This window comes from Algoriphagus aquaeductus (assembly GCF_003253485.1).
Classification (GTDB): Bacteria; Bacteroidota; Bacteroidia; order Cytophagales; family Cyclobacteriaceae; genus Algoriphagus; species Algoriphagus aquaeductus.
In genome coordinates, this window is record NZ_QKTX01000001.1 from 59,259 (window position 1) to 77,055 (window position 17,797).

Below are 17,797 nucleotides of genomic sequence, written 5' to 3' on the forward strand. Positions count from 1 at the left end.
GCCAATAGCATTCTTTTAAGGTGAAATGAATCAGAAAAAGCCAATTCTTTGATTTCTTCGGTCTTCTAGCCCAAAGTCAGATTATAATTCGTCAACTGACAGAGTAACGTTAATCAGGTTAGACTTGAATCCCACACTTCCATTCCATTAGAATGTTGTTATTTTACTTCTTTAATTAATATTGATAAAAGTTGAAAACCGCCGCCCTGATTCCAGCTCGATACGCCTCTACCCGTCTGCCTGCCAAACTCGTTCAGGACCTTGGCGGTATTTCTGTGATACAAAGGACCTTTGTCAGTACCCTTGCAACAGGTGTTTTTGACGAAGTATGGGTGGTCACAGATCATGAGAAGATCCGTGAGCAGATTTTGGATTTGGGGGGGAAGGTTTACTTCAGTCAACGGGTCCATGAGAGTGGTTCGGACCGGATCGCGGAAGCCCTGGAAGTAGTCGATGCAGATCTGATTGTCAACGTACAGGGAGATGAGCCTTTTCAGGACCGCAAATCATTGAAAGATCTGGTTGCCGCTTTTGAGCGGCCTAAGGTCAAGATGGCGAGTTTGATGTGCCGGATTTCAGAAGATGAGGCCTACAATCCCAATGCGGTAAAAGTCGTGATCGATGAAAAAAGCAATGCCATTTATTTTTCTAGATCCCCGATTCCGTTTAACAGAGAAAGACGAGAAGATATCTTTTATTGGAAACACATTGGGGTATATGCCTATACTAGGGAAATGCTTCAGGAATACACCGCCTGGCCTAAAGGCCAACTGGAGCAGATAGAAATGCTCGAACAGCTTCGGCTAATCGAACGGGGAGTAAAAATTAAAATGGTGGAAACCACCCATCAGGCAATTGCCATTGATACCAAAGAAGATTTGGATCGGGCCAGGAACTTCCTCCGAAGTATTCTTTAGTCTTCCGTTGGAATCCTCACAAAACTTCAGTCCTTTTCCATCCTTGCTTTTCCTTTACCCGATGAGAACGTTTCTGGCAATCCTACTTTTCACCCTATGTTCATTTGAATCGGTAGAGGCCCAAGAATCCATATATCGTATTCAGGCGTTAGAAATTCATCAAATTTCGCCAAACGCATATTTGCACATTTCTTACCTGAATACGGACGATTTTGGACGGGTTGCATGCAATGGTTTGGTCGTGATCCATGCCGGAGAGGCGATTGTTCTCGATACACCGGTAGACCGGGAGGCAAGCCTTTCTTTGATTCACTGGATCGAGCAAGAAATGGGGGCTAAGGTCAAAGGAGTGATTGCCACACATTTTCATAATGACTGTCTTGGAGGATTGGAATCGTTTCATCATCGGAGTGTGCCTTCCTTTGCAAATGAGAAAACTATTCAACTGGCTAGGAAAGAAGTAATAGAAATCCCCCAAAATGGCTTCAAAGATCAAATGACTTTTCAAGTGGGCAACTTACAGGTGGAGTCAGTTTTTTTGGGAGAAGGCCATACCACTGACAATGTGGTTTGTTATGTAAAAGAGGAAAAGCTCCTGTTCGGAGGCTGTTTGGTCAAAGAAGTCGGAGCAGGAAAAGGGTTCTTAGGGGATGCTAACCTGCTGGAGTGGTCAAATACAATCCAAAGGGTGAGAGAAAAATTCCCTGAAACCGAACTGGTGATTCCCGGCCACGGCAAGTGGGGAGGCCAAGAACTTTTGGAATATACCCAAGCGCTATTTCGTTGAATCGGAGGGGAATAAATTCTTTATTTTATACGCAAAGGTTTTGTTTTTCCGCTTCTTACGTTAAGGCTTTGCTTCCCTGAGGAATTTATCGGAGAGGCCGAAATCAGGAATTCTTTGGTCGCCTGTGCTGAGCTGTCGAAGTATCCAACCCTTAAATCATAGCCGATTTGGATGAAGGTGCAAATGCGGGCAATCCTGTTAAGTTTTTTGGGGAGCATACATTTGTTTTAATGAGTATCCGCATTCTTGCACGAATCCAAAGGATTTAAAGGTTTGATGCTGGATTTTGGCAAATTCCCCCTTTCAAAGGGGGCTAGGGGGATTTAAATCCAAATAATTTCAAATTCCATAACACGTGCAGCGTTCCGAATAGTCATATTTGTTTTTTTGTATTTATTCAACAGGTTATTGGTTATCAAAAATTAGGGTCGGTCTTCCTTTTCACTAAAATGATTGATTTTGACTTCGAAAGGCTGAATTTTTAATCATAGTAAATAAACTAATAAATAAAATATATCCACTAATTTTTTAACCGCTAGTAATCGTCAATTGCCTTTTGTGTAAAAGCGAGCAAGGGCTCACAATAAAATCGGAAAATAGTTGGCCTCATTTTAAATTTAGAGAATAATATTTTTGTCTTACCTCAGCCTGAACATGAAAAAAAATTCCAGAAGAGATTTTCTTCGGTCAAGTACTGCACTTGCTTCTTTGACAACCATTTCTACCCCATGGTTTTTGAAGGACAAGGCGATCCTTCATCTCACCGTCCCCGCCGATAAGGCAACGATTTCTTTAATCCATACCGCTGGATTAAAAGGTACCATAGAAGGAGTCGGGCAAATAGGAGGCTTGAATGCGATCCAAGGATATCTTCAGTCCTGTCCCCAAAGCCCGATATTTTTGGATTCAGGTGATTTTATGAATGCTGAGCGTGATCGCTCTTTCAATCTGGATTACCTGACTGAATTGGTTAAAAGTGGTTTGATGCTCACAGCTTTAGGGGAAAGTGAAATGAATATTCCCAAGGCGGATCTCCACTATTTAATAGAGCATTCGGGGGCTAAAATCCTCGGAAATGCGCTTGAGAAGAATGGGCTTATTTTAGGTGAGACGTATTACTCCAAAGCAATTATCCAATGGGGAAAATATAAAGTGGGTGTCCTGCCAACTCGCGGAATTTCGCTTTCTGAAATCAATAGAAAGGGTCTGGAACTGAAACTGATTCACCAATGTGACCTGATACTGGGATTGGGGCCCATTCCACTTGCTGCCAGGATGGAGTCCCTCAAGTCCAAGCACCATGAAGTAAATCACTACCTCAGTGATTCTGGAAATTCTTTTCCCTTGGGTACCCAGGTAGTTCGGTCATCGAAACAATCTGAGTTTTGGATTTCAAAATCGGGTGAATTTGGACAATTTCTGGGTGTATTTCATTACACGATGAACCCAGCCTATCAAGTACATCACATTACCAATCTTTCTTTTGTCCCTGGAGATGCCAATATGGCTAAAAAAATGGCGTACCTATCCCAACCCTTCACCAATTCAAATCAAGTTGTCTAATGGAACCATTTCTATCTGAAATCTATCTTTTTGCCTTCAATTTTCCACCCAAGGGATTTGCCTTTTGTAATGGTCAATTGCTTCCGATCAATCAAAATCAGGCACTTTTTGCACTATTAGGAACAACCTATGGTGGAGATGGCCGTGTCAATTTTGCCCTTCCCAACTTGAGGGGGAGAGCACCCGCACATTTTGGTAACGGATATTCCTTGGGAGAGGCTACCGGATCCACATCAGTCACCATCAATATCCAAACTTTACCGACGCATAGTCACCAGGCTTCCAAATCGTTAAGTTCCAACTATACGCCTCAAGCCGGTCAGACAGCCTCCTCCGGTGATCCAAATGGTAAACTCTTTGCCGGAAACACGGAGTTTCCGGAAAGATTTTCCAACAAGTTTGACGAAGGGCTTGCTGACCAGACTCAGGCGGGTACCCAAAACTCTGCTTCTGTAGGAGGAAGTCAGCCTCATCAAAATATGATGCCCTACCTGGTTCTGAATTATTGTATTGCCCTTCAGGGTGTTTTTCCATCTCAAAATTAATCTGTCATGGCTGGATTAGAACCATTTGTTGCCCAGATAGCAATATTCCCATTTAATTTTCCTCCGGAAGGATGGGCTTTTTGCAATGGGCAGCTCTTACCTATATCTCAAAATACCGCACTGTTTTCCTTGCTTGGGACAACCTATGGTGGAAATGGCGAATCCAATTTTGCGCTTCCGGATTTCCAGGGAAGAGTACCCATACATCCGGGCCAAGGAGCCGGACTTAGCCTTCGGGATTTAGGTGAAGCAGGCGGCCAGGATTCTGTTTCCTTGATGGAATCCGAAATTCCGGCGCATACACATAGTGTGACGCTCAGGGTTCCTGTGGGAGGAACTGCCAATACGGACAGCCCACTAAATGCATTTCCGGCAACTTTTGCAGATGGCGCACAGGTTGACGGAAAGCCGGGGATTTTCTATGCTTCAACTACTGACCCCAACCTTACCCAAATGGGAACTGTCACTGCCGATATCAGCACATTTCCCAATGGGGGCAGTCTTCCCCATAACAATTTGCAACCCACCTTATTCCTGAATTTTTGCATTGCCCTTCAGGGTGTATTTCCACCTAGATCTTAATACCATGCCACCATACGTTGGAGAAATCAGATTATTCGCCGGAAATTTTGCCCCTGCTGGTTGGGCTTTTTGCGAAGGCCAACTTTTACCCATTTCCGAAAATGAGGTACTATTTCAACTCATAGGTACAACATTCGGAGGAGATGGTGAGTCTACATTTGCAGTTCCGGATTTAAGAGGTAGAGTGCCTATTCATATGGGTACAGGCCCTGATGGCACCACCTATCAAATCGGGGAAATGGGTGGGGTGGAAGAAGTGACCCTGACCGTCCAGCAAATTCCAAATCACGCGCATAAGCTCAAAGGGCCTGGGATGGTAGCTTTAGGTTCTGGAGCTGGTAACTCTTCCAGTCCTGCCACCCGGTATCCGGCGATGGTTCCAGGTACAAACCTATATAGTACAACCATTCGAGATGGGGTTTTTATGGAAGATCCCACGGTCTCTAACCCCTCCGCTTTTTTGAGTTCAGCCGGTGGAAGTCAACCGCACAACAACATGCAGCCCTACCTTGCGGTGCATTTTATCATCAGTCTTTTTGGAGTTTTTCCTTCGCCAACCTAATGAAGAACATTGGTATACTTCTTCCCAAATCAAGTACGCATCCCGAAATCGGGTACGATTTCTTCTTTGGGTTGAAAGGGTATTACGCAGGCAAGAACCAAACCCCCGATTTCCATACGGCAAACATCGGCTTTGGAATTGATGAGGATTTACTTTTTTCCGAAGCTGAACGCCTGTTTTTGGAGAAAAATGTAGACATACTCCTGGTGTTTGCTGAGCATCCCAAAGTGGACAAAATCTTTCCGCTTGCGACTCTTTTCAAAAAACCAATTCTGGTAGTCAACCCTGGAGCTAAATACCCCTGGAAATGGAAAACCCCGGATTATGTGGCCATTCTTTCGCTTCAGGAAATGCTTTCGGCAAAAATTGCAGCCAAACTCGCCGTCTCTCAATTGGGAATCAAAAACGGGATCAATGCGACCAACTTCTATGATGGAGGTTATGGGATAGGAGATAGTTTTTATCAAGGACAGGAGACCTCAGGCGGTCAGATCAAGTATAACTTCGTGGGCAAACATCTACCCGCTGAGTTTGACCCAAGGCCTTTGCTGGAATATTTGGATTCGAATAGTGAGCCACATTTGATCTTTTCGATCTTTACAGGCCCGGTTCTGGAACTTTTCCTTCAGGCAATCCAAACTCATCATCGTGCTCAAGTACTAGTCTGTTCTCAGATGATGCTACATGAAATTGGAAAGAAAAATCTCCGGGAGAAAACCTCCCCTATGAGGTTATTTGCTAGCTCTTCTCTGAACCCAAATTCTGAAAATGAAGCTTCAACTGCTTTAGGAAAGTATCTCCAAGAGGTTGCCAAAAGAGAAATCGGCATCTTTTCTTATTTGGGTTGGGATGCGGGTCTGGTGATCGATGAGCTTATAGCGAAACAGGACTTGGATTGGACCTTGCAAAAAGCTCAGCTGAAAAGTAATAGGTTAAATGGAAGTAGGGGAGAGCTGGTTTTTCATCCGGAGACTAGCCACTTTCTTCCTCAATTATATCGGATTCATGCCTCAGATAAAGGTCTTGAAACCGACGCTATCGAACTTCCCATTGTGGTATCCGAATGGGAAGAATTGATTGCCAACCGTACAAATCCCCCTCAAGTAGGGTGGTTTAACACTTATTTATGTTCTTAATCTTATCATGAGTAAAAATCCACCCAACTAATTTCAATCATTTTTCTGATCAATTAGCGGGCTGTTTTCTGCACTTAAATATGAAGCAACTTTACAAGAGTTTTTGGATTTGTCTCGCCCTTCTTTGGGCCGCACTCACCCCCGTATTGGGCCAGTGTATCCTTTTTCCCGGAAACCTGGTTTTTTCGGGAGTAAACTTGGACGATGATGGGGTAGATGGTACCCAAAAAAATGACCGCTTCAGTTTCGTTCTGCTTCAGGATGTGAGTGAGAATTTTGAAATCTACTTTACCGATATTGGTTGGACCTCCGCCGGTTCATTCCAGTCTTCAGCTCAAGCCTTGTCTGATGGAGCGATTAAATGGACTGCTCCAGTAGGTGGGGTAGAGGCGGGCACACAGATCACCATTGATGCAAAATATAATCTGTCTGCATCCCATGGAACGGTGTCGGGGGTTCGGGCGACACCAAACAATTCTGCCCTTTATCTGGATCTGGGAATTTCAGGTGATCAGTTATTCGCATTTACAGGAAGTTTGGCCTCCCCGACTTTTATCGCAGGGGTCAATCTGAACCAAGCCTGGACTTCACTTTTACCGGATAAGCTAACCTCTTCAGAATCAGCTATTCCTTCAGGATTATCCATTGCCAATGTTCAAAATTTAAGCTTGACCAGTTCTTTTCAAAATGGATTTACGAATGCTGTAATCACGGGAACAAGCTTCTCTGGTCTATTCTCCACCATTGTATCTTCGTTTAATTCTCCTGCTAACTGGTCTTTTGATGAGACCTATTTGCCAACTTCTATTCCAGCAGGGTTCCAGCTCCCTAAAAACCTTTCGTTTACTGTCACTCCGTTTAATTTCTTAAACGCACCTACGGGTACCAATACGATCACGTATGGGAACAATACCCAGTTTGGAGTTACAACAGTGGATATCAGAAACATTGCTACTTACCAATGGCAAATCAGTATCAACGGCGGTGTTGCCTTTAATCCTATCACGGAAGGTGGAATTTATTCAGGAGTATCGACCAATACCCTGGTGATTACCAAACCTCCTGTATCCTACACCAACTATCAGTATCGGGTTTATGCTGTGGATGCCTGTGGAAATGAAACTTTTTCCTCTGCCATTACACTGACAGTCAATCCCAAAACCTTAACTGCTAGCCTGATTGGTACAATTCAAAAGGAAAGAGACGGGAACACCAATGCAACCATCCAGAATTCAAATTTGGAACTGAACGGAGTGGTCGGTACTGATCTTGTAGCCTTGGTCAATCCGGGGACGGGAACCTATGCTTCTGCTTTACCGGGTACCAATATCCAAGTCACTGTTTCCGGCCTTTCCATTACAGGAGCGGATGTGGCCAATTATATACTAAACCCATCTACTGCTTCAGCAGCTATTGGAATTATCATGGACACCACGCCTCCTGATGGGTATACAGTGGCCATTGATCAAGACCTGATTAATGAGTCGAATCAAAGTGCGGTAAGTTTCTCGTTTGCTGATGCGGAAATCGGTTCTACGTACCAATATTCATTTACCAGTTCAGGTGGGGGTACTCCTGTGAGCGGGTCTGGAACAGTTTCATCAGCTTCCCAACAGGTTGCAGGAATTAATCTTTCAGGATTGGGACAAGGGACAATTACATTGACTTTGACACTGACTGACTCCTATTCCAATACCGGTTCTCCCGTTACCGATACGAGTATCAAGTTTATTAACTCTCCACCAACGGTCGCTAATCCCATTCCGAATCAAGATACCGATGAAGATACAGCTTTTAATTTCCAGTTTGATCTAAATACCTTCCAGGATCCGGACAATCAAGTATTGTCCTATACCGCTCAACTTTCAGGTGGCGGTCCTTTACCTGCCTGGCTTATGTTTGATCCTGCTGAAAGAACCTTCAGCGGAACCCCTGCCAATTCAGATGTGGGGACGGTTTCCATTGCGGTGACAGCAGATGATGGAAACGGGGGAACGGTAACGGATACCTTTGACCTTACGGTCATCAATACCAATGATGCTCCGACCGTTGTAAATCCCATTCTGGACCAGTTTGCCACACAAAATGCTGCGTTTAACTTTCAATTTGCCCTAGATGTATTTGCGGATATTGATTTGGGTGATGTACTGACATATACGGCCCAAATAAGTGGTGGAGGGGAATTGCCAACATGGCTGAGTTTTGATGGGGTAAACCGAAGGTTTAGTGGTACCCCAGGTCAGTCCGATGTAGGTAATTTGGATATTGATGTCATAGCGAGTGATGGAAATGGAGGTACGGTAACCGATACTTTCCGGATCACCGTGGTGGATGTCAATGATGCGCCAACGGTGCAGAATTCTATTCCTAACCAAGACGCAACAGAAGATGAGGAATTTGTTTTCCAGTTTGGCTCGGATGTTTTCTTTGATCTGGATGGTGATGATTTGAGTTATTCCGCCCAACTCTCAGGTGGAGGCTCCCTGCCTGGCTGGCTGACTTTCAATCCGGCAATTAGGACCTTCAGCGGAACTCCGACCAATTCAGATGTAGGTACGGTTTCCATTACGGTTACGGCAGATGACGGAAATGGTGGGACGGTGACGGATACCTTCGATATCACAGTGATTAATGTGAATGATGCTCCAACAGTAGCCAATCCGATTGCGGACCAATTTGCCACAGAGGATATTGCTTTCAACTTCCAGTTTGGATTGAATGTATTCAATGATATCGATGTGGGGGATATTTTGACTTATACCGCCCAATTGTCTGACGGAGGTAGTTTACCGCTATGGTTAAGCTTCGATGGGAATAATCGAAGGTTCAGCGGAACACCAGGGAATTCGGATGTGGGCAATTTGGATATTGTGGTGACGGCAAGCGATGAATTAGGGGCCTCTGTTTCTGATACTTTTACCCTAATTGTGGTAGGGGTTAATGATGCTCCGGTGGTCACAGCGCCATTTTTTATCCAGGTAACTGAAGATGTTTTGACACCACTGACCGGAATCAGTATTGAGGATGTAGATGCGGGAACAGGGGAGATCACCTTGACTTTAAGTGTAACTTCGGGCGCGCTTTCCGCTACCGCTGGCAGCGGGGTTACTGTGGGAGGCACGTCAAGTTCGCTTATCCTTTCGGGAAGCTTATCGGATCTGAATGATTTTATTTCAGCAGGTCAGGTGGGCTTTACGACAGCTTTGAACCAAACGGATCAAGTAGGGATGGAATTGGAGGTGAATGATAATGGCAATACGGGAACAGGTGGAGCCAAAACCGACAACACGACTGTGAATTTGCTGGTTCTTTCAGTAAATGATCCTCCTGTAAACGTAGTTCCCGGGCCACAAAACGTGGATCAGGGAGGAGTTTTAATTTTCAGTATAGCAAACGGTAATGCTATTTCTACCTCAGATGTGGAAACCGGAGATGATGGTCTGATTACGGTCACCCTCACAGCAATAAACGGAACGCTTACCTTGGGTGGGAATACCGGAGTGACCACCAGCCCTGGAGATGGGATTGAAGATCCTACCATTACCCTTTCAGGGACTGTATCGAATGTCAATAGTGCGATGAATGGGTTGGCGTTTCGGCCGACGGTTGGATATAACGGTAGTGCTAGCCTCACCATCACTTCCAATGATGGGGGAAAATTTGGACTGGGAGGTGTCCTGACAGACACGGACGAAATTTCGATCACTGTCAATTCAATAAATCCAATTGTAAATCGGGTTACAAGCAGTGTAGCCGACGGATTTTATAAGATAGGGGACGTTCTTATTATTGAGGTTGAATTTGATCAGGTAGTAGAGGTGAATGCTACTGGAGGATCTCCAACTTTAAAACTGGAAACAGGAGGAACAGACAGGGAAGCAGTCTATCTGGAGGGTTCTGGAACCAATACCTTAAGCTTCACCTACACCGTACAGGAAGGGGATTTTTCATCGGATTTGGACTACACTGGAATTGATGCCCTTGCATTAAATGGAGGTATTATTGAGAATGTTTCAAATGATCCTGCAGTGTTGGATTTGCCTGTTGCTGGAACTTCCAATTCTCTCTCAGGACAAAAGGATATTGGCATTGACGGAGTTGTTCCTGTAATTACTTCCGTTTCGGTTCCTTCTAATGGGATTTATGCCATCGGTCAGAATTTGGATTTTACGATCAACCTCTCTGAAGCGGTGCTTGTCAATGGTACTCCACAACTCAGCCTTACCGTGGGAGCAACGACCCGACAGGCCATTTATATAGCTGGTTCAGGTTCCACGGCTTTGGTGTTCAGGTATACTGTACAAAGCGGCGACCTTGATCTAAACGGAATTGTTGTAGGGTCTTTGTCGCTCAATGATGGAACGATTAGGGATGCAGTTGGTAATAATGCCAATTTAACCTTGAATAGCGTTGGGAGTACCAGCCAGGTTTTGGTAGACGGGGAAAGACCCTCGGTTATAACCTTCACAGTATCAGAAAATCAGTTGGCAATCGGTCAAACAGCCACGGTATCGATTACCTTCAGCGAGGCGGTCACGGGTTTGACGGCTGCCGACTTCACGGTAGCCAACGGGACATTGAGCGGATTGAGCACTGCGGACGGAGGGATTACCTGGACGGCGACGCTGACTCCGGTCAACGGCGTGGAAGATCCGATCAATATCATCCAGCTGGACAATACCGGATATGCAGATCTTGTGGGCAATTCGGGAAGCGGAGTTTCCGCATCCGATAATTACGCGGTGGACACGCAGCGTCCGGTTGTTGTGAGTTTCATGGTATCGGACACCCAGTTGGCCGCAGGGGAAACCAGCTTGGTGACCCTCACCTTTAGCGAGGCGGTCACGGGTTTGACAGTTGCCGATTTTACGGTAGCCAACGGGACATTGAGCGGATTGACCACTTCAGACGGAGGGATTACCTGGACGGTGACACTGACTCCGGACAACGGCGTGGAGGATGCGACCAATGTGATCACGCTGGATAATACAGGATACACAGATCTTGCCGGCAATTCGGGTACAGGCACCACCGATTCGAACAACTATACGGTGGATACCCAGGTACCGACTGCGATACTTTCGGTGAATGATACCCAGTTGATTCTTGGAGAGACGACTACGGTTACGGTCACCTTCAGCGAGGCGGTCACGGGTTTGACAGTTGCTGACTTCACGGTAGCCAACGGGACCCTGAGCGGATTGAGTACCGCGGACGGAGGGATTACCTGGACGGCCACCCTGACTCCGGACAACGGAGTGGAAGACCCGACCAATGTGATCACGCTGGATAACACGGGATATCAGGATGCAGCGGGGAATGCAGGCACAGGCACCACCGATTCGAACAACTATGCGGTGGACACCCAGCGTCCCACTGCTACCATCACGGTTGGCGACACGCAGCTTACGGTTGGGGAGACGACTATAGTTACGATCGCCTTCAGTGAAGCGGTGACCGGATTGAGCCTTGGAGATTTTATAGTTTCAAACGGACTTTTGGGAAGCCTGAGCACCGAGGACAACATGACCTACACGGCAATCTTGACCCCTTTGCCCAATACCGAAGATGCAACCAATGTGATCCGTTTGGATAATACCGGTTTCCGGGATTTAGCGGGTAATTCAGGTTCGGGAACTACCGAATCGAACAACTATCTGGTGGATACACAGCCTCCATTGGTAAACACCCAGAATATCACGATTCAGCTGAATGAAACGGGCAATGTCAGTATCCAGGCCAACCAGGTTGACGATAACAGTACCGACGGATTTGGAATCGCAGATCTGATGATCGACCAAACTGATTTCGACTGCAGCGACGTGGGACCGAACACCGTGACCCTGACGGTAACCGATGTGAACGGCAACACGGCCACCGGCACGGCAATCGTCACGGTTGAAGACAACACGGCTCCGGTGGTGAACACCCGAAACCTCACAATCCAGCTGGATGCGACAGGCAATGCCAGCATCACGGCAGATCAACTGAACAACGGCAGTGCGGACGCCTGCGGAATCCAGAGCATTACAGCCAGCAAGACCAGCTTCGACTGCAGCAACGTGGGACCGAGCACCGTGACCCTGACAGTAACCGATGTCAACGGCAACACGGCCACCGGTACGGCAATCGTCACGGTTGAAGATAACATCGCTCCTGTGGTGAACACGCAAAACCTCACAATCCAGCTGGATGCGACAGGCAACGCCAGTATCAATGCTGCTGATCTCAACAACGGAAGCAATGATGCCTGTGGAATCCAGAGCATCATACTGAGCAAGGCTACTTTTGATTGTTCCGATATTGGGGAAAACACCGTAACGCTGACCGTCACCGATGTGAACGGCAACACGGCCACGGGTACGGCCGTGGTGACGGTAGAGGATAGGCTAGCTCCGGTACCCACCCGGGCACAGCTCAATCCGATCACGGCGATCTGTCAGTTGACGGAGTTGGTGGCGCCAACCGCAGAGGACAACTGTGGAGGCTTGATTACAGCAACTACCGATGCCAAACTTCCAATCCGAGAAACTACAACAGTGACATGGGTCTTTGTGGATTCCCAGGGAAATCAGACCATACAGACCCAAGAGATCCGAATAGAGGATCCGGTTGCTCCGGAGATTTCAGAGGTTCCGGAGGATTTCGAGGTGATTTTGTTTGCAAACCGGCCGTATGTGTTGCCTGATTTTACCAAAATAGCAAATGCAAAAGACAATTGTACTTTGGTAAGTTTCACTCAAAATCTGGAACCCGGAAGGGTCTTCATGACTCCAGGTAAAATAGAGGTGGTCTTGACAGCGGTGGACAGCTTTGAAAATGAGACCACGGTCAGTTTCACCATTACCCTGAGTAACCGTCTGCTCATAGGCCTGACGGATCCGGCCCTGATAACCGTTCCTTGGAATACCGCTGCCAATGCGATTTCAGTTCCACAGAATATAACGGTGACGCTATCCGACGGAGAGGTGATTACGCTTCCGGTGACCTGGGATCTTGCGGGGTACAATCCGCTCCTGTCGGCTGTCTATCAGTTCATGGGGACCCTTACGCTGGGTGATATTCAAAATCCGGAAAACCTTCAGCCTAAATTGACTATTCTGGTAGCTGACAAGTTGTTGCCGACGGATATCCTTTTGTCAAATTCTGCTTTTGGAGCCAACACGGGGACCAATCTGCCGATAGGAGGGTTTACGACGGTGGATCCCCAGGACAATATCCATGTGTATGAGTTGGTATCTCCGGGATTGAATGACGGAAAGTACTTCCGGATCGTTGGAAATCAGCTGTTCTTTGACACAGAGGAGTCCTTACCTGGTAAGGTGAATTTCACCATTACGGTGAGAAGTACGGACAGGGTTGGCAATTCCATTGAGCGGACCTTTACCTTGACCAGAACCCGGATTCCGATAGAACAGATAGAAGTGTTCAACAGCTTTACGCCAAACAACGATGGGACCAACGATACCTGGGGGATTCCGGATTTGCAATTCTTCCAAGGGGGTAGAGTACAGGTGTTTGACCGGGACGGTAGAAGAGTCTTTTATACTGAAAGTCCTGCTGTCCGCTGGGATGGAAGTTTCGAAGGAAAAGAGCTTCCGACCGGTTCCTATATCTGGATTTTGGAATCGAGAGAAACCGGTGAGGTGAGAAGAGGAACGCTCACGTTGATCAGGAATTAACCAGTTGAGTCAAGAAAATTTTTACCGGGTGAGATGAGCAATTCTCACCCACTCTTAAAATCAGGAAATTGAAATGAAAAAATACAGCTACCTATTCCTCCTTTTTCTGCTGACAGTAAGTACGGCATCCTATTCCCAATCCCGAAAGTTTGTCAGCCAGTTTTCCCACTTTCAGGGCTACTTCAACCCGGCTTTGACAGGCTATGAAGGAAGTGTGGTCCGGGGTTTTGTCCGCAATCAATGGGGCGGGATAGAGGGGGCACCGAAGACCTACTTTCTATCCGCGGACATTGACTTTGGCGAACTGGCAGGGGAGGAGGATCCGGCCCTGTTGGGCAAGAATGCACTTTCGGTGAACCTGCTGCAGGATAATTTTGGTGCTTTCCGTGAAAATGAGCTGATGGTAAACTATGCCGCACGGGTCAGAATCAGTCAATCCCATAATCTTCGCCTGGGTACGGGAGTGAGCTATCAGAGCATCCGGTTGGACGGAAATGCGCTGACTACAGAGGAGGCCAACGATCCGACGATAGGACAGTACCTGGGGACATTCAGCAATCTGAATGTTATCGACTTCAACATCGGGATGGCCTTGACGCATGCCAACTACTATTTGTCCTACGGGATCCACCGGGCCAACGGAGGTAAATTTCAGCGAGGGGATGAGTTTATGGAGGGCTATCCGGCAGAGCACATGGTGCAGGCGGGTTTCCGTCAGGCGGTGAGTGAAAATCTTGCTTTCACAGGCAATGCATTTTACCGAACACGAAAAAACCTGCCCGACATAATGGAACTGAACCTGAAGCTGCTGATGATGGATCGGTTTTGGATAGGGTTGGGCCATCGGTTCGACTATGCAACAAATGTTCAGGCCGGAATTCTGACAGGCAAACTAAGAATTGGCTATGTGTATGAATTTCCGATGGTGGGTTCCTACCTGCTTCCGGGAGGGATCCATGAGTTTACGGTCGCGCTGAACCTGTTCCGCTTCAATGAAAGACAGAACAAAGATGAGGTGATTATGTGGTAAGGGGAGAAGAAAGAGCCGAGAGATAAGAGGCTAGACTTAAAAATAAGACTTACACACTCTCCCCTAAGACCATTTTTAGGAAAAAATTAGATATGCTGGGGAGAAAAATTTGGTAAGTATTTCATTTAGAACTGATTGTATTTTTGGATTTGACTAAGAAATTGGAAGTTAGTACCCAAACTTGTCTAGCTCATTCCTAGGTAAGGGTAATGAAGGTTTAAATTAATTCCAGAACATGCCGCCCAAAGTGGTCGACAGGGTTATTCTCACAGCGAATCTGAAAAACTCAGTCCACACAAACATGTGACTTCACCCCCTTTTTTCAAGGGCTACTTTAGTGTCGGGAGATTTAAAAACTCTTTAACCTGGATGATGCATTAGATTTCGTAGCTGCCTTTCCCGATAGCGTGGCGTATCGGGAGGAGCTCAAAATGCAAGAAAATCAGTCACTTTGGATCCCGATAATTATCTGGAGAAAAGTGAAGTGAAACGACTGATTTTGTCCGCCGCGGCCGATAAGCTCGATGTGGATTTTCTAATGCATATTTCAGGTTTAAACTATATGATAAGGGTATTTTTACGATTTCTGCATTTCTCCGGACCTTCACTTTTTCATAGCAGGCCAGATATTATTTCCTCATGGGATAAGAAGATGCAAAAGGCTTATCCTTGTTTCTCTGGGGAGTAAAAAATGACTCTTCCGGGTTTCAATACTCATTTCTCCCAAATCATAGGACTGGGACAAAAAGGAACAAAATTCTTTGAAAGATTGGAAAAATCGAGCAATCTGAATTTCACCCATTTATGTGGTTTCAGACACCTGCTTATCTTCTGAAATTTGTCAAATAAAAAAATCAATCTAGAAGGATCGGCATGCTTGAGATATTTCCCGAGAAGGTTGAAAACAAGAATCCTTCGATAGCCGGTAATGAGCAGGTCAAAGTTTCGGTCATCACATCTACCTTCAGGTAGGAAGGCTTCCGATCCAATAATCAAAGCCGGTTAGGCTGGTGGTGCTAGGGGTCAATCTAAAAATTCAATCATGCCACACATAGGTTATAAACCAAAAATTATAAATCTCCGGAAAAGTGTTCAAGCCAAAGACAGTAACAGCGTCATATTTTTATAAAGACCTGAATCGAGACTTAAAACTAATTCTAAAGTAAATAATACGAATGAATCTTGAACATGTAGCACTTTGGACAGAAAATCTAGAAACCTTGAAAGACTATTATAGCCGGTATTTTCAAGGCAAGGCCAATACCCTATATATCAATCCCAAAACCGGGTTTAAAAGCTACTTTATCTCTTTTCAATCTGGAGCGAGGCTGGAAATTATGCAAATGCCGGGAATACCGGACAATCAAAATGACAGGAAACAAAAACAACATCTTGGATTGATCCATCTTGCCTTCGGGGCAGCGTCTAAAAAGGATGTGGATGCAAAAGCTTTAGAACTTCTGGAGTCAGGTTTTGAAATTTTAAAGGGTCCCCGAATCACTGGAGACAACTACTATGAATTCGAAACCTTAGACCCTGACGGCAATAGGATTGAGGTGACTTTCAGATTATAGTCCCATGCGATACCCTGATTCATTTTTCTAGTACATTATCTAACTGTAATAAATACCATGAACACAAAATTCTTTATCATCATAGTTTTCTGCCTAGTTTTTACTAAAGGAAAAAGTATGGCTCAAATGCCAGATTCGGTCAAAACATACATCGACAGTGCTCTGTATATCATGGAATCCAAATCCATTTATGCTAAAAATTTAGACTGGAATAAAATCAGGGATTCTACTTATCAATTGGGGAAAAAAGCCAGTAACATTCAGGAATCTTTTATTGCTATAAAATATGCCTTTGAACAATTGAATGATTCTCATGGCATGTTGGCCAGCAAAAGTGATTACCATCGGGTACCTTTATCGATTAATTTCAGCGAAGTATTAAGTCCTGGAATTAAATCAGAGTTTTTGAAAGGAAATAGATTTGTTCATCAATTTTTGCCGGGAAATATAGCCTATCTCCGCGTACCGACCATGCCAATCACAGAACAGGAGGATATAGATGATTTAGGCAATAAGTTGAGAAACCTGCTATGTGAACTTTTAGCTGAAAATCCCTCAGGATTGATTTTGGATCTGAGGATGAATTCAGGAGGAAATTCCGCTCCCATGCTATCCGGTTTGGGTCCTATTTTTCATCAAGAAGTAATAGGATATAGCGTAGACAAGGACGGCAATCTGCTTAATGAGATCAAGCTCCAAGATGGTGTGGTAATCGGTGAAAATGGAGAGAAAATGGTCAACATTCAAAATTCATGTATGGCAAGTCCTGAAATGCCAATAGCTGTTTTGATTGGTCCATCCACAGCTAGTTCAGGAGAAATCTTAGCATACTTGCTCCATGCTCAGCCCAATGTATCGGCATTTGGAGAGCCTAGCCTTGGTTTTTGCAATGCCACCCAAGGATTCTTTTTTATGGATCAAAAGGGATATCTGCTCCTGACTGTCCAAATGATTGCAGATGCCAATCAGTCAGTCAATTTTGGTATGAAGGTTATTCCCGATGTCTATATCAAAAGTGATGATAATTATGAAAACCTATTGGAGGATGTGACTGTCCTTCCTGCCATTGATTGGATAAAGGGAAGCAAATCAGCTCATTTTTGAAGTGATACCATGCATCATAGTGCGTGTAAAGCAATCTAAAACCCGATCTACCCAAATGCATCAGCTTTTGGGGAATTGTAAGATTTAGATTTATCCCATTTTAGGCTTTAAACCTTCAATTTTTCTGACCACCCTCAATGATCAATATGCTCTTAAAGGTTTTGAATTGGATGTAATTGATTACCTTATGAAACTCTTCTCTTTTGAGGGGTTTTACAAAGGCCTTTCATAAAACTATCAAGCTGGTGAATTGGAACCTGTACTGTCAGAAGACCCCTTTTAGAAAGTTCATGGAATAATGGTTTTTAAATTTCC

The 17,797-nt window shown here is 45.3% G+C and carries 11 protein-coding genes; all 11 read left to right on the forward strand.

Translation table 11 applies throughout. The features are described 5' to 3' along the window. The first annotated feature begins 191 nt into the window (after window positions 1–191). A complete protein-coding gene (gene kdsB, locus CLV31_RS00200) occupies window positions 192–917 on the forward strand; it encodes a 3-deoxy-manno-octulosonate cytidylyltransferase (RefSeq protein ID WP_111390861.1) in 726 nt (241 codons plus the stop codon). Between the two features lie 61 nt (window positions 918–978). Next, a complete protein-coding gene (bla, locus tag CLV31_RS00205) occupies window positions 979–1,704 on the forward strand; it encodes a subclass B1 metallo-beta-lactamase (RefSeq protein WP_111390862.1) in 726 nt (241 codons plus the stop codon). A 654-nt stretch (window positions 1,705–2,358) separates the two neighbouring features. Next, window positions 2,359–3,267, forward strand: a complete 909-nt coding sequence (locus CLV31_RS00215) for a hypothetical protein (protein WP_111390864.1) — start codon at window positions 2,359–2,361, stop codon at window positions 3,265–3,267. Next, complete coding sequence (locus CLV31_RS00220; RefSeq protein WP_111390865.1) at window positions 3,267–3,812, forward strand: phage tail protein; 546 nt, start codon at window positions 3,267–3,269, stop codon at window positions 3,810–3,812. The genes CLV31_RS00215 and CLV31_RS00220 overlap by 1 nt, the downstream gene beginning before the upstream one ends. Before the next feature lie 6 nt (window positions 3,813–3,818). Beyond that, the gene (locus CLV31_RS00225; RefSeq protein ID WP_111390866.1) at window positions 3,819–4,394 is read left to right on the forward strand and encodes a phage tail protein; all 576 of its coding nucleotides are present in this window, start codon (window positions 3,819–3,821) and stop codon (window positions 4,392–4,394) included. Window positions 4,395–4,398: 4 nt separating this feature from the next. Continuing rightward, window positions 4,399–4,956, forward strand: coding sequence for a phage tail protein (locus CLV31_RS00230; protein WP_111390867.1), 558 nt, complete (start codon window positions 4,399–4,401; stop codon window positions 4,954–4,956). Next, the gene (locus CLV31_RS00235) at window positions 4,956–6,092 is read left to right on the forward strand and encodes a type 1 periplasmic-binding domain-containing protein (RefSeq protein ID WP_111390868.1); all 1,137 of its coding nucleotides are present in this window, start codon (window positions 4,956–4,958) and stop codon (window positions 6,090–6,092) included. Before CLV31_RS00230 ends, CLV31_RS00235 begins: the two co-directional genes overlap by 1 nt. 80 nt (window positions 6,093–6,172) lie before the next feature. Further along, a complete protein-coding gene (locus CLV31_RS00240) occupies window positions 6,173–13,774 on the forward strand; it encodes an Ig-like domain-containing protein (protein ID WP_111390869.1) in 7,602 nt (2,533 codons plus the stop codon). A gap of 73 nt (window positions 13,775–13,847) precedes the next feature. Beyond that, window positions 13,848–14,804 (forward strand): PorP/SprF family type IX secretion system membrane protein, encoded by a 957-nt coding sequence (locus CLV31_RS00245; protein WP_111390870.1) that lies wholly within the window; start codon window positions 13,848–13,850, stop codon window positions 14,802–14,804. Window positions 14,805–15,979: 1,175 nt separating this feature from the next. Next, the gene (locus tag CLV31_RS00255) at window positions 15,980–16,378 is read left to right on the forward strand and encodes a VOC family protein (RefSeq protein WP_111390872.1); all 399 of its coding nucleotides are present in this window, start codon (window positions 15,980–15,982) and stop codon (window positions 16,376–16,378) included. A gap of 57 nt (window positions 16,379–16,435) precedes the next feature. Further along, on the forward strand, window positions 16,436–17,482 hold the full coding sequence (locus tag CLV31_RS00260) for a S41 family peptidase (protein WP_111390873.1): 1,047 nt from the start codon (window positions 16,436–16,438) through the stop codon (window positions 17,480–17,482). Window positions 17,483–17,797 lie beyond the last annotated feature (315 nt).

Coding starts and splice junctions, on each gene's coding strand:
- bla (WP_111390862.1), top strand. CDS start 979: ATGAGAACGTTTCTGGCAATCCTACTTTTCACCCTATGTTCATTTGAA.
- CLV31_RS00215 (WP_111390864.1), top strand. CDS start 2,359: ATGAAAAAAAATTCCAGAAGAGATTTTCTTCGGTCAAGTACTGCACTT.
- CLV31_RS00220 (WP_111390865.1), top strand. CDS start 3,267: ATGGAACCATTTCTATCTGAAATCTATCTTTTTGCCTTCAATTTTCCA.
- CLV31_RS00225 (WP_111390866.1), top strand. CDS start 3,819: ATGGCTGGATTAGAACCATTTGTTGCCCAGATAGCAATATTCCCATTT.
- CLV31_RS00230 (WP_111390867.1), top strand. CDS start 4,399: ATGCCACCATACGTTGGAGAAATCAGATTATTCGCCGGAAATTTTGCC.
- CLV31_RS00235 (WP_111390868.1), top strand. CDS start 4,956: ATGAAGAACATTGGTATACTTCTTCCCAAATCAAGTACGCATCCCGAA.
- CLV31_RS00240 (WP_111390869.1), top strand. CDS start 6,173: ATGAAGCAACTTTACAAGAGTTTTTGGATTTGTCTCGCCCTTCTTTGG.
- CLV31_RS00245 (WP_111390870.1), top strand. CDS start 13,848: ATGAAAAAATACAGCTACCTATTCCTCCTTTTTCTGCTGACAGTAAGT.
- CLV31_RS00255 (WP_111390872.1), top strand. CDS start 15,980: ATGAATCTTGAACATGTAGCACTTTGGACAGAAAATCTAGAAACCTTG.
- CLV31_RS00260 (WP_111390873.1), top strand. CDS start 16,436: ATGAACACAAAATTCTTTATCATCATAGTTTTCTGCCTAGTTTTTACT.